The sequence below is a fragment of the Microbulbifer variabilis genome (assembly GCF_052467165.1).
The window spans coordinates 3230097-3252877 of sequence record NZ_CP174301.1 but is presented as its reverse complement, the minus strand read 5'-3'; the positions used below and the strand labels follow the sequence as shown (position 1 = coordinate 3252877).

At 48.5% G+C, this 22781-nt stretch carries 19 protein-coding genes; 14 read left to right on the top strand and 5 right to left on the bottom strand.

The genetic code is table 11. The features are described from left to right. Positions 1–218 precede the first annotated feature (218 nt). From tilS to rpoS, 12 genes are all read left to right on the top strand, one after another. Positions 219–1529 carry a tRNA lysidine(34) synthetase TilS gene (tilS, locus tag ACJJIP_RS14500; RefSeq protein ID WP_353374966.1) on the top strand — a complete coding sequence of 437 codons (1311 nt, stop codon included), beginning with the start codon at positions 219–221 and terminating at the stop codon, positions 1527–1529. 125 nt (positions 1530–1654) lie between these two features. After that, a complete protein-coding gene (gene pyrG / locus ACJJIP_RS14495) occupies positions 1655–3289 on the top strand; it encodes a CTP synthase (protein ID WP_252085084.1) in 1635 nt (544 codons plus the stop codon). Between the two features lie 56 nt (positions 3290–3345). Next, complete coding sequence (gene kdsA / locus ACJJIP_RS14490; RefSeq protein ID WP_020411730.1) at positions 3346–4191, top strand: 3-deoxy-8-phosphooctulonate synthase; 846 nt, start codon at positions 3346–3348, stop codon at positions 4189–4191. Between the two features lie 142 nt (positions 4192–4333). Continuing rightward, a complete protein-coding gene (gene eno, locus ACJJIP_RS14485; RefSeq protein WP_020411731.1) occupies positions 4334–5620 on the top strand; it encodes a phosphopyruvate hydratase in 1287 nt (428 codons plus the stop codon). Between the two features lie 85 nt (positions 5621–5705). Continuing rightward, positions 5706–5993: an FtsB family cell division protein gene (locus ACJJIP_RS14480; protein WP_020411732.1), complete on the top strand. Its 288-nt coding sequence runs from the start codon at positions 5706–5708 to the stop codon at positions 5991–5993. After that, positions 5990–6709: a 2-C-methyl-D-erythritol 4-phosphate cytidylyltransferase gene (gene ispD, locus ACJJIP_RS14475; RefSeq protein WP_020411733.1), complete on the top strand. Its 720-nt coding sequence runs from the start codon at positions 5990–5992 to the stop codon at positions 6707–6709. The genes ACJJIP_RS14480 and ispD overlap by 4 nt, the downstream gene beginning before the upstream one ends. Further along, on the top strand, positions 6709–7194 hold the full coding sequence (gene ispF / locus ACJJIP_RS14470; RefSeq protein ID WP_444945419.1) for a 2-C-methyl-D-erythritol 2,4-cyclodiphosphate synthase: 486 nt from the start codon (positions 6709–6711) through the stop codon (positions 7192–7194). Before ispD ends, ispF begins: the two co-directional genes overlap by 1 nt. Beyond that, complete coding sequence (truD, locus tag ACJJIP_RS14465; RefSeq protein ID WP_444945418.1) at positions 7187–8149, top strand: tRNA pseudouridine(13) synthase TruD; 963 nt, start codon at positions 7187–7189, stop codon at positions 8147–8149. The genes ispF and truD overlap by 8 nt, the downstream gene beginning before the upstream one ends. A gap of 53 nt (positions 8150–8202) precedes the next feature. Continuing rightward, a complete protein-coding gene (locus tag ACJJIP_RS14460; RefSeq protein WP_020411736.1) occupies positions 8203–8874 on the top strand; it encodes a protein-L-isoaspartate(D-aspartate) O-methyltransferase in 672 nt (223 codons plus the stop codon). Continuing rightward, on the top strand, positions 8871–9833 hold the full coding sequence (locus tag ACJJIP_RS14455) for a DUF368 domain-containing protein (protein ID WP_020411737.1): 963 nt from the start codon (positions 8871–8873) through the stop codon (positions 9831–9833). The genes ACJJIP_RS14460 and ACJJIP_RS14455 overlap by 4 nt, the downstream gene beginning before the upstream one ends. Positions 9834–10087: 254 nt before the next feature. Further along, positions 10088–10792: a peptidoglycan DD-metalloendopeptidase family protein gene (locus tag ACJJIP_RS14450; RefSeq protein WP_353056844.1), complete on the top strand. Its 705-nt coding sequence runs from the start codon at positions 10088–10090 to the stop codon at positions 10790–10792. Between the two features lie 202 nt (positions 10793–10994). Beyond that, the gene (rpoS, locus tag ACJJIP_RS14445) at positions 10995–12044 is read left to right on the top strand and encodes an RNA polymerase sigma factor RpoS (RefSeq protein WP_040628155.1); all 1050 of its coding nucleotides are present in this window, start codon (positions 10995–10997) and stop codon (positions 12042–12044) included. Between the two features lie 93 nt (positions 12045–12137). Here rpoS and ACJJIP_RS14440 read toward each other — a convergent pair whose 3' ends face one another. The 4 genes from ACJJIP_RS14440 to ACJJIP_RS14425 all read right to left on the bottom strand — a co-directional run bounded on the left by ACJJIP_RS14440 (position 12138) and on the right by ACJJIP_RS14425 (position 16496). After that, positions 12138–12464, bottom strand: coding sequence for a YdbL family probable chaperone protein (locus tag ACJJIP_RS14440; RefSeq protein ID WP_020411740.1), 327 nt, complete (start codon positions 12462–12464; stop codon positions 12138–12140). Between the two features lie 11 nt (positions 12465–12475). After that, on the bottom strand, positions 12476–12670 hold the full coding sequence (locus ACJJIP_RS14435) for a YnbE family lipoprotein (protein WP_353374970.1): 195 nt from the start codon (positions 12668–12670) through the stop codon (positions 12476–12478). A 186-nt stretch (positions 12671–12856) separates the two neighbouring features. Then, on the bottom strand, positions 12857–15415 hold the full coding sequence (locus tag ACJJIP_RS14430; protein ID WP_444945417.1) for an intermembrane phospholipid transport protein YdbH family protein: 2559 nt from the start codon (positions 15413–15415) through the stop codon (positions 12857–12859). A 634-nt stretch (positions 15416–16049) separates the two neighbouring features. Continuing rightward, complete coding sequence (locus ACJJIP_RS14425; protein ID WP_282951240.1) at positions 16050–16496, bottom strand: nuclear transport factor 2 family protein; 447 nt, start codon at positions 16494–16496, stop codon at positions 16050–16052. Positions 16497–16791: 295 nt separating this feature from the next. Here ACJJIP_RS14425 and pepN point away from each other — a divergent pair, with 295 nt between their 5' ends. After that, positions 16792–19425: an aminopeptidase N gene (gene pepN / locus ACJJIP_RS14420; RefSeq protein ID WP_444945416.1), complete on the top strand. Its 2634-nt coding sequence runs from the start codon at positions 16792–16794 to the stop codon at positions 19423–19425. Between the two features lie 182 nt (positions 19426–19607). Here the strand turns inward: pepN and ACJJIP_RS14415 are convergent, their stop codons facing one another. After that, entirely contained in the window at positions 19608–20645 is a 1038-nt protein-coding gene (locus tag ACJJIP_RS14415; protein ID WP_444945415.1) for an AraC family transcriptional regulator, read from the bottom strand. 248 nt (positions 20646–20893) lie between these two features. On the opposite strand from ACJJIP_RS14415, the gene ACJJIP_RS14410 reads away from it, so the two are divergent. After that, the gene (locus ACJJIP_RS14410; protein ID WP_444945414.1) at positions 20894–22741 is read left to right on the top strand and encodes a DUF3604 domain-containing protein; all 1848 of its coding nucleotides are present in this window, start codon (positions 20894–20896) and stop codon (positions 22739–22741) included. Positions 22742–22781 lie beyond the last annotated feature (40 nt).

The window sequence follows — 22781 nt, the reverse complement described above, 5'->3', positions numbered from 1 at the left end:
CAATTAGAATTGCTGATAGGGGCCGTGACCTTCAACTCCTTTTCCAGTGGAATGGTGGGGGTGGCGACGACGGAATATCGTCGGCTTAATGAAGGTGAAGTCAGTAAAGGAATTTGCTTCTGTTGAGGTGGGTTAGTGGTTTAACGGTTATGGTGGGTCCTCACTTTCTGCCCGGGTAGGTATACTGTTGCGGATTTTACTTCCAGGCTCTCCTGTCAGTGACAATTTCAACTTACCAAAAACGGCTACCAGAGCTTATCCAAGCTTCGCTGCAGTGCTATCCCGCACAGGGGCGTCTTTGGGTGGGGTTCTCTGGTGGCCTCGACTCCACTGTGCTTCTTCACGTATTGCATAAATGTGAGATTCCGGTGCTGGCTGTGCATGTACACCATGGTCTTAGTGAAAGCGCGGACAGCTGGCAGGCCCATTGTCAGGCATTTTCCAATGGGCTAAATATCCCTTTTACAGCGCTTCGCGTGGCAGTAGATAAGAAGGGTGGTGGGCTTGAGCAGGGCGCACGCCTGGCCCGTTATCGTGCCTTTGGCGATGTCATGTCCCCAGGTGATCAAATTTTGCTCGGTCATCATGGGGATGATCAGGCGGAGACCTTCTTGCTTCGCTTACTGCGAGGTGCCGGTGTGCTCGGGCTTGCTGGTATGGCCAAATGGCGCCCATTGGGGAGTGGCGCATCCCTGCTTAGACCTCTGCTTAAGGTTGGTCGGGCTGAACTGGAGGATTGGGCCCGGGAGCATAACCTCAGTTGGATTGATGATGAAAGCAACAGTGATGAAGGCCTGGATCGCAATTTCTTACGTCATCGCATCATGGCTCCGCTTGGTGAGCGCTGGTCGGTTAGGCAGAGGGTTGCTCAGGCCGTGGATAACCTCAGGGAATCCGTCGAGCTGTTACAGGAGTTGGCACTTGCTGACCTGAATACATGTGACCTAAAGCGAGAGCGTTTAGGCGAAAGCCTGTCCCTGAAAGTATTTTCCGCCTTGAGTATGGCGAGACGTAAGAACCTGTTGCGATACTGGGTTCAACGCCAGGGGGGGATGCCACCAGAATCTGTCTCGCTGCAAGAGGCTCTGGCGCAAGTGAGTGGTGCAGCACAGGACGCCCAGTTGGTTGTGCATTTGGGGGGGCAGGTAGTGAGGCGATATCAAGACCGGCTTTACCTGACCCCGAAGCTGGCTCCTCTATCTTCCTGTAAGAATACTCTTTTGGCTTGGGATGGTATTTCCAGCCTTGCGCTGCCAGGAGGGGCGGTATTGGAGCCGGTGACAGGGTGGCCGCAGGCAGATTACCTGGTGCGCTATCGCAGCGGTGGAGAACGCGCACTGCCAATAGATCGTACCCATTCCCAAACTCTCAAAAAGATTCTGCAAGAGCGGGGCTTGGAACCCTGGCTGCGCGACAGGGTGCCACTGGTATACAGGGGAGAGGAGTTGGTGGCTGTTGCCGGGCTCTTTTCCTGTAAAGTAAATAGCGATATCCCCGATCGGCCTCCAAGCTGGCGGTTTTTCGATTGAGTGGGAAGGGGTTTTCTGCTACTCTGGCGCCCCGTCTCAAAGGCACCGGGAGAAGCTGGATTATCCGCCCGGGCCAGCCCTGTAAGCTCGACATTCATCGAGCGCTCAACTGACCAAGGTTTTGCATGACGCGCTATATTTTTGTAACTGGTGGCGTGGTTTCCTCGTTGGGGAAAGGTATCGCCTCCGCCTCTCTGGCCGCCATTCTCGAGGCCCGCGGCCTCAAGGTTACCATCCTAAAACTGGACCCTTACATCAACGTAGACCCAGGTACCATGAGCCCCTTCCAGCACGGTGAGGTGTATGTCACCGAGGATGGTGCCGAGACTGACCTGGACCTGGGTCACTATGAACGCTTTATCCGTACCCGGATGTCCAAGCGTAACAACTTCACCACCGGCCGTGTGTACGAGACCGTACTGCGTAAAGAACGTCGTGGTGACTACCTGGGTGGTACCGTACAGGTGATCCCCCACATTACCGACGAGATCAAACGCCGCGTCGTGGAAGGTGGCCGCGATGTCGACGTCGCTATTGTTGAAATCGGTGGCACCGTAGGTGATATCGAATCCCAACCGTTCCTGGAATCTGTGCGTCAGCTGCGTGTGGAAATGGGCACCAACCGCGCCCTGTTGATCCACCTGAGCTATGTGCCTTTTCTTGCCACTGCTGGTGAAACCAAGACCAAGCCGACCCAGCACTCTGTTAAAGAGTTGCGTTCTATCGGCTTGCAGCCGGATATTCTGCTGTGCCGTTCCGAGCGCGAGATCGATGAGGACTCCCGCCGCAAGATTGCACTGTTCACCAATGTTGAAGAGCGCGCTGTGGTACCGCTGCCCGATGCCAAGACCATCTACGGCGTACCGCGTCTTCTGCACAGTTACGGCCTCGACGATATCGTTGTGGAAAAGCTGCAGCTGGAATGCCAGGCTCCAGACCTGTCCGAGTGGGACGAAGTGGTCGATGGCAAGCTGAACCCACAGCACGAAGTGAAAATTGCCATGGTTGGCAAATACATGGAGTTGCTGGATGCCTATAAGTCCCTGATCGAGTCCCTGACCCATGCGGGTATCAAGCATCGCTGCAAAGTGGATATCGACTTTATCAACGCTGAAGACGTTGAGGGCGAGAACGGCATTGACCTGATCAAGGATGCCGATGCAATCCTGGTTCCCGGTGGATTTGGTGAGCGCGGTTTAGAGGGCAAGCTTGAATCTGTTCGCTACGCCCGTGAAAACAATATTCCTTACCTGGGCATCTGCCTCGGTTTACAATCTGTGGTTATCGAGTTCGCGCGCAATGTGCTCGGCCTCGAAGGTGCCAACAGTACTGAATTCAATACTAAAACCCCGCACCCTGTTATCGGCCTGATCACAGAGTGGATCGATAGCGAAGGCAATATCGAGAAGCGCGATGAGCAGTCCGATCTGGGCGGCACCATGCGCCTGGGCGGCCAGGAATGTCGCCTGGCTAAAGACACCAAGGCCCGCGATATCTACGGTGCAGACGTGATCGTAGAGCGCCACCGCCACCGCTACGAAGTGAACAACAACTACGTTGATCGCCTGCAGCAAGCCGGTTTGAAAATTGGCGGCTGGTCTGCAGACGATACCCTGGTAGAAATGGTTGAATTGCCGAACCATCCCTGGTTCGTTGCTTGCCAGTTCCACCCGGAATTTACTTCAACCCCGCGCGACGGCCATCCGCTGTTCGAAAGCTTTGTTGCCGCGGCAATGAAGCAGCGTGAAAACCAGGGTTAATCAGTAATTCCATCCCCGGCGCCTGTGGCTGGGGGTGAGATGACAGGGAGCTGACAGTGAAAACCATTGAAGTCGGAAATATTCAGGTCGCCAACGATAAGCCTTTTGTGCTGTTTGGCGGTATGAATGTACTGGAATCCCGCGACCTGGCGATGCAGGTGGCTGAGCACTATGTAAAAGTCACTGAAAAACTGGGTATTCCCTATGTTTTTAAAGCGTCTTTTGACAAGGCCAATCGCTCTTCCATCAACTCTTATCGCGGACCGGGAATGGAAGAAGGCCTGAAGATTTTTCAGGAAATCAAAGACACCTTTAAGGTCCCCTTGATTACCGATGTCCACGAAGTACACCAGGCTGCTCCGGTTGCCGAAGTCGTGGATATTATCCAGCTGCCGGCCTTCCTGGCCCGTCAGACTGATCTGGTCGCCGCTATGGCAGCGACTGGTGCAGTGATCAACGTCAAAAAGCCCCAGTTTATGAGCCCGCCGCAAGTTAAAAATGTGGTGGAGAAATTTGCTGAGTGCGGCAACGAAAATATTCTTTTGTGTGAGCGCGGTGCCTGCTTTGGCTACGACAACCTGGTTGTCGATATGCTGGGCTTTAGCACCATGATCAATGCCTCCGGCGGTGCGCCGCTGATTTTTGATGTTACCCACTCACTGCAAATGCGCGATCCTTCCGGCGCAGCCTCCGGTGGTCGCCGTGCACAGGTCACTGAGCTGGGCCGCGCAGGTTTGGCTATCGGGATTGCCGGCCTGTTCCTGGAAGCACATCCGAATCCAGACAAAGCATTGTGTGATGGCCCCAGTGCATTGCCATTAGAGAAGCTGGAGCCATTCCTGGCGCAGATGAAAGCGGTAGATGACCTGATCAAAGGTTTTGAGCCGCTGGATACGAAATAAAAAAGAGAGTTTTTTGCGCGCCCTGATCGGGCGCGCGGCACTTTCCCCTCTGCTATTTAGCTTTAGTGCTGTAGCAAAAGTGCATAACGTCTGATTTACGAAAACCTATTTTCAGTAAGTACCAATACGGAGCCCATTGTAAATGAGCAAGATTGTCGCTGTTAAAGCCTTTGAAGTAATGGATTCTCGCGGTAACCCTACCGTTGAAGCCGATGTAATCCTGGAAGACGGTTCCATTGGCTCCGCCTGTGCTCCTTCTGGTGCCTCTACTGGTTCTCGTGAAGCTCTGGAATTACGCGATGGTGATAAGAGCCGTTACCTGGGCAAAGGTGTATTAAAGGCGGTTGAAAATATCAACACCACTATCGCCGATCTGCTCAAAGGTATGGACGCAACTGATCAGCGCACCCTGGATAAAGCGATGATCGATGCCGATGGTACTGAAAACAAAGCCAAGCTGGGTGCCAATGCTATCCTGGCTGTTTCCCTGGCGGCAGCCAAGGCCGCTGCAGCCTCCAAGAAAATTCCACTGTATCAGCATATTGCTGAGGTGAACGGCACCCCCGGTCAATACTCTATGCCGGTGCCGATGATGAATATTCTCAACGGTGGTGAGCACGCTGATAACAATGTGGATATCCAGGAATTTATGGTTCAGCCCGTTAAAGCTGAGTCTTTTGCCGAAGCCCTGCGTCAAGGTGCTGAGATCTTCCACTCCCTGAAAAAAGTACTGTCTAGCAACAGCCTGAATACGGCAGTTGGCGATGAAGGTGGCTTTGCTCCGAATCTGCCTTCCAACGAAGCAGCTTTGAAAGTCATTGCTGAAGCGGTAGAAAAAGCCGGTTACACCCTGGGCGATGACATCACCCTGGCTTTGGACTGCGCTTCTTCCGAGTTCTACAAAGATGGCAAGTACGACCTGTCCGGTGAAGGTAAGCAATTCGATAGCGAAGGTTTTGCCAGCTACTTGGCCGAGCTTTCCGCAAACTACCCAATCCTGTCTATTGAAGACGGTATGGACGAAAGCGATTGGGACGGCTGGAAAGTGCTCACTGACAAAATTGGTGACAAAGTACAGCTGGTAGGCGACGATCTGTTCGTAACCAACACCAAGATCCTGAAAGAAGGTATCGAGAAAGGCGTGGGTAACTCTATCCTGATCAAGTTCAACCAGATCGGCTCCCTATCTGAGACTCTGGACGCGATCAAAATGGCAAAAGATGCCGGCTACACCGCAGTGATATCCCACCGTTCCGGTGAAACCGAAGATACCACCATCGCCGACCTGGCTGTTGCTACTGCTGCTGGCCAAATCAAGACCGGCTCCCTGTGTCGCTCCGACCGCGTAGCCAAGTACAACCGTCTGCTGCGTATTGAAGCTGAGCTGAACGGTGCCGCTCCTTACCGTGGCCGTGCTGAATTTAAATAATCAATATTTGAATCGCACATAGATATTGCAGAGGACTTCCTCTGCAATATCTATAATACGAACAAGCGAAATATCGTAATCTCGTATGAAATGGCTGCTGGCAATTCTCACTATCATTCTGCTTACCACCCAATATCGACTTTGGGTTGGTGGAGGCAGTCTCGCCGAAGTTACCCGTCTTAAACGACAACTCGACCAGCAACAGGAAAAAAATGCTGCTCTCGCTCGGGAAAATCGTCAGCTATTGAGGGAAGTAAGGAGCCTCAAAGTGGGCACCGATGGTGTTGAGGCTAAAGCACGCTATGACCTGGGACTCATAAAAGAGGGGGAAACCCTTTTTATCTTCCTGGATTCGGAAGAGGGTAAAAAGTGATTACAGATTATTGGGTGATTGTACCCGCTGCGGGAATTGGCAAACGCATGGGCGCGGATCGGCCAAAGCAATATCTGCCTTTGCTTGGGCAACCCCTGTTATCCCTAACCTTACGTAATATTTTAAGTTGGCCCGGGCTCGCTGGAATTGTCGTAGCCCTTTCTGGTGATGATCAACTCTTCCAGCACTTGAGGGAGGCGGAGCATCCATTCGTGCACACTGTTACCGGTGGTGCTGAGCGTTCTGATTCTGTTCTTGCTGCATTAGAGTTTCTTTCTGAACGGGAATTGGCTGATACCCCTGTGCTGGTTCACGATGCTGCACGCCCCTGCGTGACCCTGGATGACATTAGCGCACTTCTGGATGAGAGTGTTTCCCCTATGGCTCTCCTGGCAAGACCTGCCAGTGATACGGTAAAGCGCGGTCATGAATCGAGTGGTGTGCCCTGTGTGGAGCAAACTCTTGACCGCACACAGATATGGTTGGCACAGACACCCCAGCGCGCCCCATTGGGAGTGTTGTATTCCTGTCTCAATCGCGCGCTGGAGCAAGGTGAAGCGGTGACGGATGAGGCGAGTGCACTTGAGACTTTTGGCCACTCGCCGCAACTTGTTGAGGGGCAGGGCGATAACATTAAAGTGACCCATCCTTCAGACATCATGGTAGCTGAGGCCATACTCCGCCTGCGTTATGCACCCACTGAGGATAAACGATAGTGAGTTTTCGAATTGGTCAGGGCTTTGATGTACATGCATTCTGCCCTGGCGATCATGTTGTGCTTGGTGGGGTAAAAATTCCCCATACGTTTGGCTTAAAGGCCCATTCAGATGGGGATGTGCTTTTACACGCCCTAGCAGATGCTCTACTTGGAGCTCTGGCCCTTGGAGATATTGGTTACCACTTTCCTGATACGGATAAACGCTATGCGGGTGCTGATAGTCGCACATTGCTGCGGCATGTCCTGTCCTTGGTTAATAGTAAGGGTTATCGTTTGGTGAATGTGGATACCACCCTGATAGCCCAGGCCCCCAAGATGGCACCATATATCCAGTCCATGCGAGAAAATATTGCCGGGGATTGTGATGTGGATGTTGAGAGCATCAGTGTAAAAGCCACAACCACTGAAAAGCTTGGTTTCACTGGGCGTGGAGAGGGCATTGCTGCTCAGGCTGTGGTATTGCTAGAGAATAGCCATGTCTGAGGCCTGGAACCTAAATTGGCCCCGGGCTTTGGGAGGGGCAGAAATCTCCGCAGATTTCCGTACTGAGCCGGAAGACTTTGTTGTCGATGAGTTGGCCTTTCCAGAACCCTGTGATGATGGCGAGCACGTATACCTGCACATCCGGAAGCGAGGTGCCAACACTGCCTGGGTTGCGAAACAATTGGCCAAACTCGCCGGCGTACGTCAACTGGATGTCAGCTATTTTGGTTTGAAAGATCGGCATGCAGTTACCACCCAGTGGTTTAGCGTGTGGCTTGGACAAAAACCTGAGGCCGATTGGTTGCAGATTAATGGTGATGAGGTTTCTTTACTGCAGACATTTCGCGGTGCCCGCAAGCTACGTCGCGGCGAACATGCCGGTAACCGATTCAAAATTCGCCTGCGCAATATTCGGGGAGATCGCCAAGCTGCAGACAAGGTTCTGGAGCAAGTTAGGGAGGGTATACCGAATTATTTTGGTGAACAGCGCTTCGGTGTTTCTGGCGGTAACCTGGATCTGGCGCGCCAATTGGCGGAAGAAGAAGGTCGATGCCGCAAAAGTGAGAAAGCCTTTGCCATGTCGGCAGCGCGCAGTTGGTTGTTCAACCAGGTTCTGGCGGAGAGGGTTAATTCAAAAAGCTGGTTCGAGTGCCTTGATGGGGAGCCAGAGGCCACTCCCAGTGGTCCCTTGTGGGGGCGCGGACGCAACCCAACTGTAGGTATTGCAGGTGAGCTTGAGGAAAGGGTTCTTGGAGAATGGCAACCCTGGTGCAACTGGCTGGAACATTGTGGCCTAAAGCAGGAGCGAAGACCGCTGGTATTACGTCCGGAGGCTTTTCGCTACCAGTGGTGTGGCGATAACCTGGAACTTGAATTTGCTCTTCCACCAGGCGCGTTCGCAACCGCCTTGCTGAGGGAAGTCGCCAATCTGGTCAATGTGAACTCGGGCACATAAAATTCAGTAATGGAAGCGACGGCTGCGATACAGGGGATGGAATCAAACAGCTTATGGACCGCTTGAGACACGAAGGTTTGGGAATGACTTCCCAGCGTACCCGCAATCGTCTGATACAGCGATTGCGTGAAGAGGGCATCAGTAATGAAGAAGTCCTCAATGTAATGGCATCAACACCGCGACACCTGTTCCTGGATGAGGCTCTGGCCATTCGCGCCTATGAGGATACGGCCCTGCCTATTGGTTACGGGCAGACTATTTCTCAGCCTTACATTGTTGCGCGAATGACAGAGCTACTCTTGAGCCGAGCCAAGTCTTTGCACAGCGTTTTGGAAGTGGGGACGGGTTCCGGGTACCAAACAGCGATTCTCTCTCGTTTGGTGGAACAACTTTATTCTGTAGAGCGTGTCGAACCATTGCTGGAGAAGGCACGTAAGTGTTTGACAGAGCTGGGTCACCATAATGTTGAATACAAACTTAGCAATGGCGGCTTTGGTTGGCCAGAAAAAGGTCCATATGATGCAATCCTGGCTGCGGCAGCACCGGCAGTAGTTCCCGATGAGCTGAAGCAACAGTTGGCACCTGATGGTGTGTTGGTGATTCCTGTTGGTTCAGAGCATCAGTATTTGACGATGGTGACCCGTCGCCAGGATAGTGATCAATTTGATGTGGAAAAATTGGAGGCGGTTCGCTTTGTACCGCTGCTCAGTGGTGTTGTTCGATGAAGTTATATGAAACCCTCAGAGGTCGCTATCCTGGGGTGGTGTTACGAGGTATGGCGATGGGGGCTGCAGATGTGGTCCCCGGGGTTTCTGGGGGAACTATCGCCTTTATTACGGGGATTTACCAGGAGTTACTGGACTCTCTCAGCCGAATAGGCCCACACTGCATCACTCTCCTAAGGAAGGAGGGCGTTGCAGCAACCTGGAAATATATAAACGGTGGTTTCCTGTTGTCCCTGTTTTTGGGAGTGCTGATTAGTATTTTTAGTCTTGCCCGATTAATAAGTGGACTGCTGGAGAATTACCCGATTGTTGTCTGGTCTTTCTTTTTTGGTTTGGTTCTGGCATCCACTGTTCCGGTTATACGAAATATTCCGCGGTGGTCCCCTTCAGTTATAGTTTTTTTGTTCCTGGGCATAGCTTTGGCGGTTACAGTCAGTGAGCTACGTCCGGGAGAAATCCCGGCAACGCCTCTGACATTATTTTTATCTGGAGCTTTGGCTATTTGTGCAATGGCACTTCCGGGTATTTCCGGCGCCTTTATTTTGTTGATGATTGGGATTTACCCCAAGGTGCTTTCCGCCGTTCATGAGTTACAGATAACAAATTTAATTTGTTTTGCCGCAGGTGCAGCCATTGGGTTGATGTTATTTAGTCGATTACTTTCGTGGTTGATGCATAGGTTTGTCGCTCGTACACTGGCTTTTCTTGCTGGAATCTTGCTGGGAAGTTTGAAAATAATTTGGCCTTGGAAACTGCCTATGCCCGGAGAGGCAGAAACGTCCAGTAAGTTGGCACCGCTGTTAACAAATACCACTCCGGCAGATTTTGTGACTCAAACAGGGGATTCGGCACAACTTGGTGGGGCTATTACAGCTGCCCTGGCGGCCATGGTGTTGGTTCTCACAATAGACTTCTTGGGAGGGGCTCATCGGGGAACATCTAGCGCCACACCGCAATAAGATCTGGAAAATCTCGGTATGGCAGCGTTTTATGAAGCGTTCACCGGAATTTTTGGAGCTTTTCTTTAGACACTTTTTCCATAAATGCCGTGGTCTGATGTAAAAAGAGAATAATGGAATGTCATCTTTTGCTACGCTCTAAAGGCCTGTTTTGGCGGAACAATTCCCCCATTTCTGGTCATTTTTTGTTTGGGGTGTTAAAAATATTAGGCATCAGTATCCTGTTATTGCTTCTGGTTTCCTGTGGTAGCCATATGGCTCCCACCAGTTCCCTGAAGCAACCCCCCAGTATCAGGCTCAACTATCACACAGTGAGTAAGGGCGACACCCTCTATTCAATTGCCTGGCGATACGGCAAGGATTTTCGGCAGCTGGCGGCGCTTAATGGCATTAGATCTCCCTATAATATCTATCCTGGTCAGCGGCTTAAACTGACGGGAAAAGTACCTCCAAGTGCCTCCTCAAAGGCTCCCATCGCCGCAAAGAAAACTGTGAGTAAACCGGTTTCCTCAAAGAAGCCAGCCGCGACAGCAAGTAAAAAATCCTTAACGAAAGCTCCTCGACGCCAAACGGCTCAAACCAAGCGCGCAGGCTCTATTCGCTGGCGCTGGCCTGTACAAGGCCAACTGATCAGCCGCTTCCGCTCAGGGGATCCTTTGCGTAAGGGTGTTGATATCGCAGGAGAAAAGGGTGAGTCTGTATTGGCAGCAGCCGATGGCACCGTTATCTACGCGGGAAGTGCATTGAGAGGTTATGGAAAGCTGCTGATCGTTAAGCACAGTGAAGTTTACCTGAGTGCTTATGCCCACAATCACCGTTTGTTGGTGAAAGAGGGCAGCAAAGTCAAAGCTGGGCAACGGATAGCGGAACTGGGTTCGAGTGGTACCGACCGCAACAAGCTCCACTTTGAGATTCGCAAAAACGGTCAGCCAGTAGACCCTCTTGCTTACTTGCCGTAAGCCGGATGGGTGCAGTAAAGCTCTGTAAATAAAAATGGACTTTTAACTAATACCACTTGAGGTAGTCACTGTAATCGTGACGACTGAAGGGTCTGGCCGATTCAGTGGCTGTCGCCATACACTCATGGTGCCTGATTGTATTTTGATCAGCTTCTTGAGTGTTTGGGCGGCTGATATTGGCAAAGTACAAGGAGCAGGGGAAATGGAAGCACAACGGCAAGACCAGTCTTTGGCTGGCCAGGCAGAAGACTTTCCTCCTGAGTTGGCGGTAGAGAATGAAGAGCAGAAACTAAGTAGCAGCGAAGAGAGAGGTAAAGGCCGTACCCGGAGAAATGCGGCAAAAAATAACTCCGTCTCCTCCCCCGGAGAGAAGAGTAGGGTCACCAGATTGGATGGCGACAGCCATTTGCAGAAGAATTTGGATGCTACTCAACTCTATCTGAATGAAATTGGTTTTTCCCCCTTATTGACCGCTGAAGAAGAGGTGTATTACGCACGTAAGGCTTTGCGTGGTGACGCTGCGGCGAGAAAGCGCATGATTGAGAGTAATTTGCGCTTGGTAGTAAAGATTGCTCGTCGTTATGTCAGCCGTGGCCTGGCGCTGCTAGACCTGATCGAAGAGGGTAATTTGGGGCTTATCCGCGCTGTTGAGAAGTTCGACCCTGAGCGGGGTTTCCGCTTTTCTACCTACGCTACCTGGTGGATACGTCAGACAATAGAACGAGCCATTATGAATCAGACTCGGACTATTCGCCTGCCAATTCACGTTGTAAAGGAATTAAATGTGTACCTCCGGGCATCCCGTGAGCTGGCGCAGAAGCTGGATCACGAGCCGTCCGCAGAAGAGATCGCTAATTTATTGGAGAAGCCGGTTGAAGACGTTGAGCGGATGTTAGGGCTCAATGAGCGGGTAACTTCAGTAGATACTCCGATAGGTCCCTCTTCGGAAAAGACACTGGTGGATACGATTCCCGACCAGCAGGAGTCTGATCCGGCTGAGTTACTTCAGGACAGTGATCTCTTTGATAGCATTAATCGCTGGCTCGGGGAGCTTCCCGACAAACAGTGTGAGGTTGTTTCCCGGCGATTTGGGTTGCGTGGCTTTGAAGCGAGCACCCTGGAAGAAGTTGGTAGGGAAATCGGCCTAACGCGTGAGAGGGTGCGCCAGATCCAGGTTGATGCACTTAAGCGCCTGCGTGAAGTCATGGAAAAACAAGGACTTGATGGACTGTCTTTGTTTGGAAACCTATAAACTTGGTCCTTAACCGAGGAAACCCCACGAAGACAATGTATCCGTGGGGTTTCCGTTAGCGATTCAATTTGAGGTTAATAGATTGGGTCTGATCTATTTCCTGACCCAGCGCCCAAGATTGTCCTGGTAATACTCCCCAGGAGAAAGGCGAGCTTCCAGTTTTTCCGCGGCACGGGCCGCTACTTGAGCAATATCGACATTATTGCGTTTGGCAATTTGCGCATAAGAAGTTTTGCGCTTTGCATTGATCTCTTTGACTAACTTCTCAAGCTCCGGGGAGCTAGCGTCTACGATAGCGATATAGCCGCTATTTGCCTCTCCAACCAACCCTTGACTCTTGGCTTCATTGAGTGAGATCGCCATTGCTGGAAGTGCGATGACGAAGCCTACGAGTAACAGGGCCTTCTTTAACATATGCATACGTTGCCTCCTCAAAAAATGCCTTCTTTGTCTTCAAACAAGGTATCTAGGTCCCGATCAACTTTTACCCGGATTTCGTGTTCAATCTTTACGTTTAAGTTTACAGTGATTGGCTCACTGGGAGCCTTTACCGCCACAGTAGGGGTGCACCCTGTGGCAACCATAGCGTACAACAGCCCTATGGAAATCAGCCGGCTGGCTCTCATCTGCTACTCCTTTCCGTACCTTCAGGTACCTTCTATTTGTTGCTGTTACAGCAGTTATCTCAATATCTGGGCCAGGTTTGCCAACCATATTGGGAGTTACCATATTCCCCATATAGTATTCGCTTAACCTTAACCGGCTCTGAATTAGCCAGTCCCCAATTTCGAAGAGCCTACTTTAATCCAGACCTATTGGTCCAGCTGCTTTTCCAAGGCTTCTGTTAGATCGCGGCTGGCCTGAAGAGAGCGAAGCATGGCTGGAATATTATTCTCAAGATTGAGGTTAATAATCAGATCCCGCTCTGAATCCACGGAATCACTGCGCCCTACAAGCTTTAAGCTTAGCTGCAGGTCACCACTGGGAGGGTACTCCATACTGCCTTCCAGGGTACGGAAATCGTAATCTTCGAGCGCATTCGCAATCAGCTTAAGTTGCGGGTTCCCCGACAGTATCTGAGGGGAAAAAGCTCCGTAATATCTCAGTCGTCCTCCCGGCTCCACTGCTTCCAAATGGCCGCGCTTTACTGTGATGCCGTCGGGGCCAGTTATAATAGGAATCACCAAATCTAGATGTCCGCCAGCTTCAAAGTTTTCTGACTCAGTTTCCTGAGCCAATTGTTCCAAGGACACATTCTTGGCAGACAGGATACTGCTCCGAGTTTTATCGGCCAGATTCCAGGTGAGCGCTTCTGAACGCAGCTCCCCGTCAAGAAATTCAGCTGAGAAATCCCTCAGCGACAGATCCTGCTCCCTGTCCAGAGACAAAGAAAAAAGGACTTTATCCAAAGTGAGTCCTGCATTGATAGATCGTATTGATAGCGGCTGAGGCTTCGGCGTAAACCAATGTTCCTCATCGTTTTCCAGTAGAATTGTCCCTTCTACTCCAGTAGCAAAACTTTCCCCGTAGACTGCAGCAATATTGGTAAGTATTAACTTGAAGGAATTTTTTGGTTGTAAAGGCCAGGATACATTGCCATTGGCAGAAAATGCCCCTGAAACTATATCTAAGGGCAAACCTTGAACTGCCTTGCTGAGGGGGTTATTTGTGGTGAATTCAACCTCTGGTAAGGAAAAATGAATATTACCGGTGGCCTGCTCGATATTATGATACCAATTCGAATCAAGCCTCAAAGCCCCAGCATTGAGCTGGCTTTTTCCCTCAATCTTATCTCCGTTCAGGGAGAAAACCCCAGTGAGGGTTGGTGTCATTGAATAATTTTCAGGAGTAATAACTTTGAGGTTTTTGCTGGAGAAGTTGGCACTTAGCTCAGTGTTTCTTTTGGTAGTTTTTAGGTTAAAATCACTTAAGACCAAATCTCCAGATAACGAAATAGATTCACTGTTAAATGCATCAAGTTGATTTTTCCATTTCGGACTAATACAGCTTGTAGAGAGTGTTTTTATCTCACAGTTCATTAGGGGTTGTTGAATAACACCCTTCTTTAGCTTGAATTCTCCCCCTGTAATTTCTTCAAATGTGGTATTTATCTGCTCAAGTTTAACTTTTCGAATGTCACCGTCCGTTTGGATTTTGATTTTTGCAGAAGAATGAAGCTCCTTTACGACGGTATTTATCGTTTTGTTAATAATGGTTGGTGCCATTAAGTCCAGGTTGAAATCGCATTCAGAAGTCCTATTATAACTGCAATTAAGCTGTCTAATTTGTAAAACAGCTGAGGTGGTTGAACCAGATGCTTGTAATTTTGAATTAACCCCACCATTGCTGATAGAGGCCGCAAAAGTGTTGGTGGCAGATGGCTCCAATATAAGTTGTACCGTATCTACAATCTCTACATCTGCTTGGCTTTGGTCCAATCCGGTGGACTTTAAAAGGGAATTTTTTTCCTGGTTTGATATTGAAGTGTTGAGGTGTATCTCACTGCCAGGGAGAAAGTTGATGCCAATCCTTTCTAGCCAGCTTTGCCACGCCGAGGTTGAGTTGACAGGCTTAAAGAAAATCTCACTCTGAAACTTCAGCTTGCCCCCCAAGTTGGTTACTGTAAATGAGGGAGCAAATATCTTCCGGTGAAGCGATTGTAGTATAGGCTCTGCTGCATCGAGATAAGCAGAACCCTCCGCGTGTAGTTTGGGGCTTTGTGCTTCGTCAGTAGCGGACTCAAATTTCAAGTTGAGCAGGGGTTTATCAGCTTCGTTATCATGTTTAGATGAAACTTCAAATGCACCGGAACCCGTGATGTACTCGAGTAGTAGGGGAGAAAATGACTTAAACTCGATCTCAATAGGCGTTGTGGTTGATAGCCTGGCCGTCGTATTTATGATTGATTTGTCGTCGAAACCTGAAATTTCCAGTGATTTGCTCTTCACCTGTAGATTGATATTCTGGTAATCCGAAAGGGAAAAGATATTATCAGGGATAAGTGCATTTGCATTTACAGTAAGTCGTCCGCTGGAGTCAATTTCACTTTCTGGAAATAGGTTTAGTAGCCGAGTAGCCCTGATAATTGGAGTAATTACTTCCAGGTTCGAAGTTGCTTCACCATCCAACTTCCAATAGTTACTGCCCTCTTTCGAGATACTCAGTGTCGTATAGGATATTAATTCAGAAGAACCTGGAGTGATACTAGCATTCACAGAAATCTTGTCTGGGGTTAGGTCTAGCTCTAAAGAGATGTGATAGTTATCAAATCCAATAGTCTTATAGGGTAATTCTGCGAGGATGTTGCTGTCTTCTCGGACAATGCTGAGTGGGCCAGCAATAAAGCTGTTATTAATTTCGATTTCCTTCACTAGCACTTTTCCGGGTATATTTTGAGTGATATCCCGGGCGATCTTTTCTAGGGAAAAAATAATTTCTTCTGCGAGCAGATGAGACGTCGGATTCTGTGTGTCCGGTTTGCTTTCCTGATGAGTTAACTTGTCAACTGATAATTCTATTCTCTGGATGTTATCCCGGCTGATAAGTACATGGAATGGGTAGAGTACTTGAACATTATCTAGAGTCAGGTTTTTGCCACTAGTGGATGTCAGTTGAATCCGCTCAATGGAAACTTCCCTGAAACTGATGTTCAGCCCGGATAGTTGCTTGATGACTACTTCACCGGAAAATAAATTGATAAGTTGAGGGGCGACGATATCCCTCTTCCACCAGCTGCCGAATAGCAGCATAGCCAGGATAGTTAAAAACGTAAAAATAAGAATACGGGGCTTTCGCACGCTAAACCTCAAGCTCCAGGAAAGGAGGTAACTTTGTTATCTCGCTTATGGACTGCAGTAGGTGGCATACAATGCAGGACAACTGCTCCCATAAAGTTGGTAAAAGGCTATTTTATCAAACTGGCCGGATAATCATTGGTGCAAACGTTGGATTATTCGTGAATAGGATGGTTCACTCATTCATGGCTGAAAAAATGTGAACAAGCAGTCATGGTGCTTCTACTATGGTCTCCTGCAGTAGCTTCAGGCGCCATAGGCCCTGTTCCTTGACCCAGAGGCTGGATGTAAACAGCCAGGCGGAAACTGGCTTATCTTCGAAGCTGCCCTCAAAAGATGTATACATGGTCATAAGTGCAGTCTTTGCGCTCAGAGGTGTTATTGAGACCTTATAAGAGGAGTGTTTCTTAATATCCAAGGTTCTGAACTTTTCAACAACCTGTCCGGGACCGAGGGCTTCCTTGTAATAGGGAGTAACTATCAATCCGTCTTTAGTCATTATTTCTTTGATGGCATTACCATCATGTTGCATAAAGGCCATTTTGAGAGCTTCCATGCGGGAGTTCAGCTCATCGTCCAGCTTTGCTGCCGAAGCTGGCGTAGCAATGAAAAGCAAAATGCCAACGATAAACAGTAAAGCGATAAGCTTGTTACCCATAATGACCACCTGAGTGAGAAGCAGCCCACCGACCGTTTGTTGCTTTAAAGATAACTGTGAAAGTAAATGGCCGCAAAATTGCTGAATGCTAGTGTCAGGGTGAGAGGCTTCCAAACCAGCCGGCATGGAGAAGGTCTTGTTATTCTGATCTACTGAGTGATAAGTGGGAATACAAGCCTATAAGAAATGCTAATAGTTAGGCTTATTATTTCAACTTGTAATACTGCTTTTTACCCCAATTTATTTATCCCCTTACCGTTCCGATAGGAACATACTTATTGAGGATGTTTCAACAATGCAAGATGCCCAGCCGAAGACTACTTACCTGAAGGACTATCGTGTGCCGGATTACCTGGTGGATAGTACCGACTTGTGCTTCGAACTGGAGCCAAAGGCCACCCTAGTGAAATCCCGTCTCAAAATTCGTAGAAATCCGGAGGCCGAAGAGGGAATACCGCCTTTACTTCTGGATGGAATCGACCTGGAACTGCTGTCTATTGCTATTGACGGCACCATGCTGTCTCCCGCTGACTATCAGGAGTTACCGCAGGGATTGTCGATTATTGTTGAGAAACCAGATTTTCTCCTGGAAATTCACAATCGGATAAACCCTGAGGATAATACATCCTTAGAGGGCCTGTATCTCTCCAATGGTATGTATTGTACGCAATGTGAGGCCGAGGGTTTCAGGAAGATTACCTTCTATCCAGACAGGCCTGATGTAATGTCAAAATTCACAACTACCATTGTGGCCCCAATAGATCATCCTGTGTTGCTTTCCAACGGTAATGAAGTGGATCGGGGCTATATTGAGGACGGACGTCAGTTTGTTACTTGGGAAGACCCTTTTGCCAAACCGGCTTATCTCTTTGCTCTGGTTGCGGGAGATTTACAGCATGTTGATGATACTTTTACCACTTCCAGTGGACGTGAAGTAAAGCTACAGATTTTTACTGAAGCAAAAAATATCGGCAAATGTGATCATGCGATGCGATCCTTGAAAAGTGCCATGCACTGGGATGAGGAGGTGTATGGTCGGGAATATGATCTCGATATTTTCATGGTTGTTGCAGTTGATCACTTCAATATGGGGGCAATGGAAAATAAAGGGTTGAATATCTTCAATTCTGCCTGTGTTTTAGCCAGCCCGGAAACCGCTACCGACTCGGCATTCCAAAGAATTGAATCAATCGTTGGTCATGAGTATTTTCATAATTGGTCGGGTAATAGGGTTACGTGCCGCGATTGGTTCCAGCTTAGTCTTAAAGAGGGATTTACGGTTTTTCGCGATGCAGAATTTTCCGCTGACTTGAATTCGAGGGCCGTTAAACGTATTGAAGATGTGACCTTGCTGCGTACTAATCAATTTGCGGAAGATGCCGGTCCAATGGCGCACCCTATTCGCCCGGACTCCTATATGGAAATCTCTAACTTCTACACACTTACTGTGTATGAAAAGGGCGCAGAAGTTGTGCGTATGATCCATACGCTTTTAGGAGCGGATGGCTTTCGCAAGGGGAGTGACCTGTACTTTGAGCGGCATGATGGGTGTGCCGTTACCTGTGAAGATTTTATAGTTGCAATGGAAGATGCTAATCAGGTGGATCTCACCCAGTTCCGTCGCTGGTATAGCCAGGCTGGCACGCCAGTCTTGGATGTGACAGATCAATTTGATGAAAGTACGGGTGTATATAGGTTTGTCATTCGCCAGTCTTGCCCTCCTACACCTGAGCAAAAAGACAAACTCCCGTTCCACATTCCCCTTACGGTGGGGTTACTGGACTCAACAGGGAGCGATATCGCGTTGGATAAAGCGGGCTCCACCCAGCTTGTTCTGGAGATCACTGAAAGTGAACAGATGTTTGAGTTTAATGGGCTGAATGAGAAGCCTCTACCTTCCCTTTTACGAAGCTTCTCTGCACCAGTGAAAGTACGCTATGACTATAGTCTTGAGCAGCTTCTATTCCTGATGAGCCATGATTCGGATACTTTTAATCGATGGGATGCTTCTCAAAGATTAGCGTTTAAGGCTATGAATCTGCTTCAGGGTGCATACCAAGAAGGTTTAACTTTAAAACTGTCTCCAGAGCTCATTTTGGCTTATCGGAATATATTGTTGGATAAAGAGCTAGACCCGGCACTGGTTGCGGAAATTATGCTTTTGCCCAGTGAGCACTCCATTGCGGAGGAATCAGTATCTATTGATGCTGAAGCTATTGTCGCTGCAAGAGCTTTTGCTCGTAAATCGCTCTCCTGCGCGCTTATTGATGAGTTAAAAGAACGGTATGCTGAGCTTGATATTGAAAGGCCCTATAGCCCTAATGCCAAGGATATCGCTGAGCGCAGGTTAAAGAATATCTGCTTGGAATACCTCTGTATCACAGAATCTGCGGATGCTCTAGATCTCGCTCAGCGACAATTTGATTCGGCTGGAAATATGACAGACAGAGCAGCGGCGTTAAGTGCATTGATTAACTATGGTAATGATCAATACGCTGAACAAGCCATTCATCAATTTTATGACCGCTGGAAGGAAGATACACAAGTTACTGAGCTTTGGCTTGCACAGCAAGCCTGTAGCGCGAAAAGAGGCACCCTGAATAATATCAAAGCGCTTATGCAGCATCCCGCCTTTGAGTTGAAAAACCCAAATAAAGTGAGGGCAGTAATTGGTGGGTTTGCCAATCGAAATTTCCAACAATTCCACAAAAATGATGGTAGTGGTTTTGAGTTTGTTGCAGACCAGGTTATTGCTTTAGATAAGTTAAACCCCCAGATAGCCTCCAGAGTGGTAATTCCTATCACGCGCTGGAAGAAATATCAGGGGGATTTGGCAGATAAAATGAAAGCTGCACTATTACGAGTGTCAAATTCCGGGGAGCTCTCCAAAGATGTTTATGAAGTGGTGAGTAAGAGTTTAATGAATTAGCAATTAGTCAGAAAAGAGCGGTGGTCGTAATACGGCCCCGCACAAACAGTCACACATAATGTACCTTATGGTTGGTGGTGTGTTTCTTCTTTAGAGATATTTTTGGGTTGCGTTCCGATATGTAGCTATGAACGGCCTTTAAAGAGTAAGCTATATGCGATTACACATTGATGAGATAGGTTTTATTCACTGGTGCTATGCTCTTCTTGTTGGCCATGTTTCCTGAATTCACGTGGGGATTTTCCCGTCCATTTTTTAAAGCTCCTCGAAAAGCTACTGGTGTCATTGAATCCAAGCTTATAGGTAATTGATGTCACGGGTAACTCTTGTTGCTTCAGGTATTGAATAGCCTGGTGTTTACGCGTTTTGTCCAGTATTGCCTGATAGCTGGAACCTTTTTCCTTAAGTTTTCTGTGTAGACTGCGGCAACTGATTCCGATGGTTTTGGCGACAATTTCTTGGGATAGGTCACCGGTAGGCATCAGATCTATTAAAACTTTATTTGTTATATTGATAATGTCATTTTTTCTTAGGCGTGATAGATAATTCGTTAGTGCCTGTTCGTTGATATTAGCCAACTCACTATTTCCTGAGCAGATGTGCCGATCTACAAAATCGCGTTCTAATCGAATTTCACAGGTGCTTGCAGAAAATCCCACTGGGCATCTATACATCATTCGATGGTGTTCAGGGTTGACTGGCTTCGTGCGCGTAAGGTTAATTGCAATCAGATTTTTGTGGATATCCGGGGATATTTTCCTGCATGATTTTATTAACAAGGCGATAAAGGCATCCACTGCATGGATGCTGGGCTCATAATGCAAGTCTTCGACCTTGTGCCAGGAGACTATTACTTCGTGTCGCTCATTGCGAATACTGATTTTCATGGCAGTGCTGACTACCTCTGAGAATCGCGATGACCGCTCCAGGCTTTCTCTGATGGAACTACTGGCCAAGTGAGCGTAACTTAGAGCGTGGAGGTTTGTGTGGTTAACATGCTTCACAACCTCTAAACCTATGCAATCATTGCCGGATAAGGACTCTGCCAGATTCCATAATTTTTTCATGTTTTCCAAAGGGATACGTCTATTTGTATCCTCTATGCTACAGGCTGAGATACCGGCCTTTCGCAGGGCTTCCCGGGGGGGACAATAAGGTTTTAAAGCCTCAATAATGGGTAAAACCCAGGTTGCAATGGTTGTGTGTCCATTCTCAGCCATTTGCCAGCTTGTCCTAATTGGTCAAGAGTTTGGCCAGTTAAGTAAAGAAGTGCATAGGCCAAACTATTAGCATCAAAATCAGTATTTCTACATTCTTCCAAGATTAGCCTAACAGTCTTGGTATGTTAAGGAAACCTGCTGCTTTTAAAGTAAGTCCCGATACTCATGCGATGGGAACTATGCACAATTTAATTAAAAGAATAGTGGTACTTACTGGTTTATCAGCCTCCGCATTATATGGAAGTGTGATGGCTGATGAGCCCACCCAGCTTTTCTGGGGAGATATGCATTTACATACCTCTTACTCATTCGATGCCTTTTTAAGTCAAAATTACTCGGCAACACCTGATACTGCTTATCGGTGGGCCAAGGGACAACCGGTTATTCACCCTTATACTCATGCTAAGGTACGAATAGATACACCGCTGGACTTTCTTGTGGTCTCCGATCATGCAGAGGGATTGGGGGTGATGAGGGCGATAGTTAACGAAACAGACCAGCTAAATACAGAATTACCCATTTCCCAATCAATAAAGCGCTGGTTCGCCAAGCAGCATATTCGCTATAAAGTATCTGTGAATGAGGGGATGGATATATTTAATGAGTTGCTGCCGATACAGGCGCTCAACTCGGAGGATGATGCTGATCCAGTACAGGACCCTGCCAATATTGCCCCAGAGCCGGTGCTCGGGGACTTAAATCAAACCCGGGAAACTGCTTGGCATGAAATCATTGATGCAGCCGAGCGTCATTATCAACCTGGTACTTTCACGAGCTTTATAGGTTGGGAGTGGAGTTCAACCCCTACAGGGGCCAACCTGCATCGGGTGGTAGTTTCCCCCAATGGTTCCAAACAGGCTAAGCAATATCTGCCTTTTGGGTCAGACCAGAGTCAATATCCAGAGGAATTATGGCGTTGGTTGGATGAAACGTCAGAGCGAACTGGTAGCGAGTTCATTGCTATCCCCCATAACTCCAATGTGTCAAAAGGGTACATGTTTGCAGAAACCACTCTGCGTGGTGAGCCGATCGACACACAGTATGCACGAACGCGCATGCGCTGGGAGCCCCTGGTTGAGATGACGCAAATAAAAGGGGATTCCGAGACGCACTCACAGCTTTCACCTATGGATCCCTTTGCTGACTTCGAAAATTATCCTTTCTACTTACAAGCTGATCCAGAAGCTTATCGTGTAGCTAAAGGCGACTATGTGCGCTCTGGCTTAAGGGCTGGTTTGGAGATTGGAGAGAAAATAGGGATGAATCCCTATAAGTTTGGATTGATTGGGTCCACCGATTCTCATACCGGTATATCGAGTGCTGAAGAGGGAAACTTCTGGGGTAAATTTGCCCATGATTCAATTCCGGAGGGCAAGCGGAAAAATACTGTCATAGGCGGAACCAAAGCAACTGGTTGGAATATGTCAGCTTCTGGTCTTGCTGCAGTTTGGGCCGAGGAAAATACACGAGAAAGCCTGTTTGCCGCTTTTAAGCGTCGTGAGGTTTATGCAACTACAGGGCCGAGAATTCAAGTGCGTGTTTTTGCAGGTTGGAGTTTCCCAAAGCATGCAATAGATGCAGAAAATATTGCTGAATTGGGTTATTCCCATGGAGTGCCTATGGGGGGGGATTTAACCAGGCCCCAAGCTTCAGATAAGTCGATACAATTACTGATACGTGCTGTTAAAGATCCCAAAGGAGCAAATCTTGATAGAGTCCAAGTTGTAAAGTCATGGCTCGACGAGGGAGGGCACAGTCATGAGCAGATCTTTAACGTAGCCTGGTCTGGCCAGCGGTCCCTGGATAACAGAGGTCAATTACCTCCGGTGGGTGATACTGTTGACCGCGAGACAGGCCTTTATACCAATACCCTGGGTTCTATCGAGTTGTCCACGTTATGGCAGGATCCAGGCTTTGATATGAACCAGAGGGCTTTTTATTATGTTCGTGTTTTACAGATTCCAACGCCGCGTCACTCCCTTTACGATGCGGTGGCAGCAAAAGAAATCAACCATGGAAGAGTTCAGATACCCTCTGAAGGCCCGGCAATTATTCAGGAGCGTGCCTATACCTCACCTATTTGGTATACGCCGTAGCTAATCAATGAATAAAGTCTGATGGTACAGTGAGGCGATC

What these genes read in the sequence shown, in the direction of transcription:
- pyrG (WP_252085084.1), top strand. Translation starts at nt 1,655, where the DNA reads ATGACGCGCTATATTTTTGTAACTGGTGGCGTGGTTTCCTCGTTGGGG.
- eno (WP_020411731.1), top strand. Translation starts at nt 4,334, where the DNA reads ATGAGCAAGATTGTCGCTGTTAAAGCCTTTGAAGTAATGGATTCTCGC.
- ACJJIP_RS14480 (WP_020411732.1), top strand. Translation starts at nt 5,706, where the DNA reads ATGAAATGGCTGCTGGCAATTCTCACTATCATTCTGCTTACCACCCAA.
- truD (WP_444945418.1), top strand. Translation starts at nt 7,187, where the DNA reads ATGTCTGAGGCCTGGAACCTAAATTGGCCCCGGGCTTTGGGAGGGGCA.
- ACJJIP_RS14460 (WP_020411736.1), top strand. Translation starts at nt 8,203, where the DNA reads ATGGACCGCTTGAGACACGAAGGTTTGGGAATGACTTCCCAGCGTACC.
- ACJJIP_RS14455 (WP_020411737.1), top strand. Translation starts at nt 8,871, where the DNA reads ATGAAGTTATATGAAACCCTCAGAGGTCGCTATCCTGGGGTGGTGTTA.
- ACJJIP_RS14450 (WP_353056844.1), top strand. Translation starts at nt 10,088, where the DNA reads ATGGCTCCCACCAGTTCCCTGAAGCAACCCCCCAGTATCAGGCTCAAC.
- rpoS (WP_040628155.1), top strand. Translation starts at nt 10,995, where the DNA reads ATGGAAGCACAACGGCAAGACCAGTCTTTGGCTGGCCAGGCAGAAGAC.
- ACJJIP_RS14440 (WP_020411740.1), bottom strand. Translation starts at nt 12,464, where the DNA reads ATGCATATGTTAAAGAAGGCCCTGTTACTCGTAGGCTTCGTCATCGCA.
- ACJJIP_RS14435 (WP_353374970.1), bottom strand. Translation starts at nt 12,670, where the DNA reads ATGAGAGCCAGCCGGCTGATTTCCATAGGGCTGTTGTACGCTATGGTT.
- ACJJIP_RS14425 (WP_282951240.1), bottom strand. Translation starts at nt 16,496, where the DNA reads ATGGGTAACAAGCTTATCGCTTTACTGTTTATCGTTGGCATTTTGCTT.
- pepN (WP_444945416.1), top strand. Translation starts at nt 16,792, where the DNA reads ATGCAAGATGCCCAGCCGAAGACTACTTACCTGAAGGACTATCGTGTG.
- ACJJIP_RS14415 (WP_444945415.1), bottom strand. Translation starts at nt 20,645, where the DNA reads ATGGCTGAGAATGGACACACAACCATTGCAACCTGGGTTTTACCCATT.
- ACJJIP_RS14410 (WP_444945414.1), top strand. Translation starts at nt 20,894, where the DNA reads ATGGCTGATGAGCCCACCCAGCTTTTCTGGGGAGATATGCATTTACAT.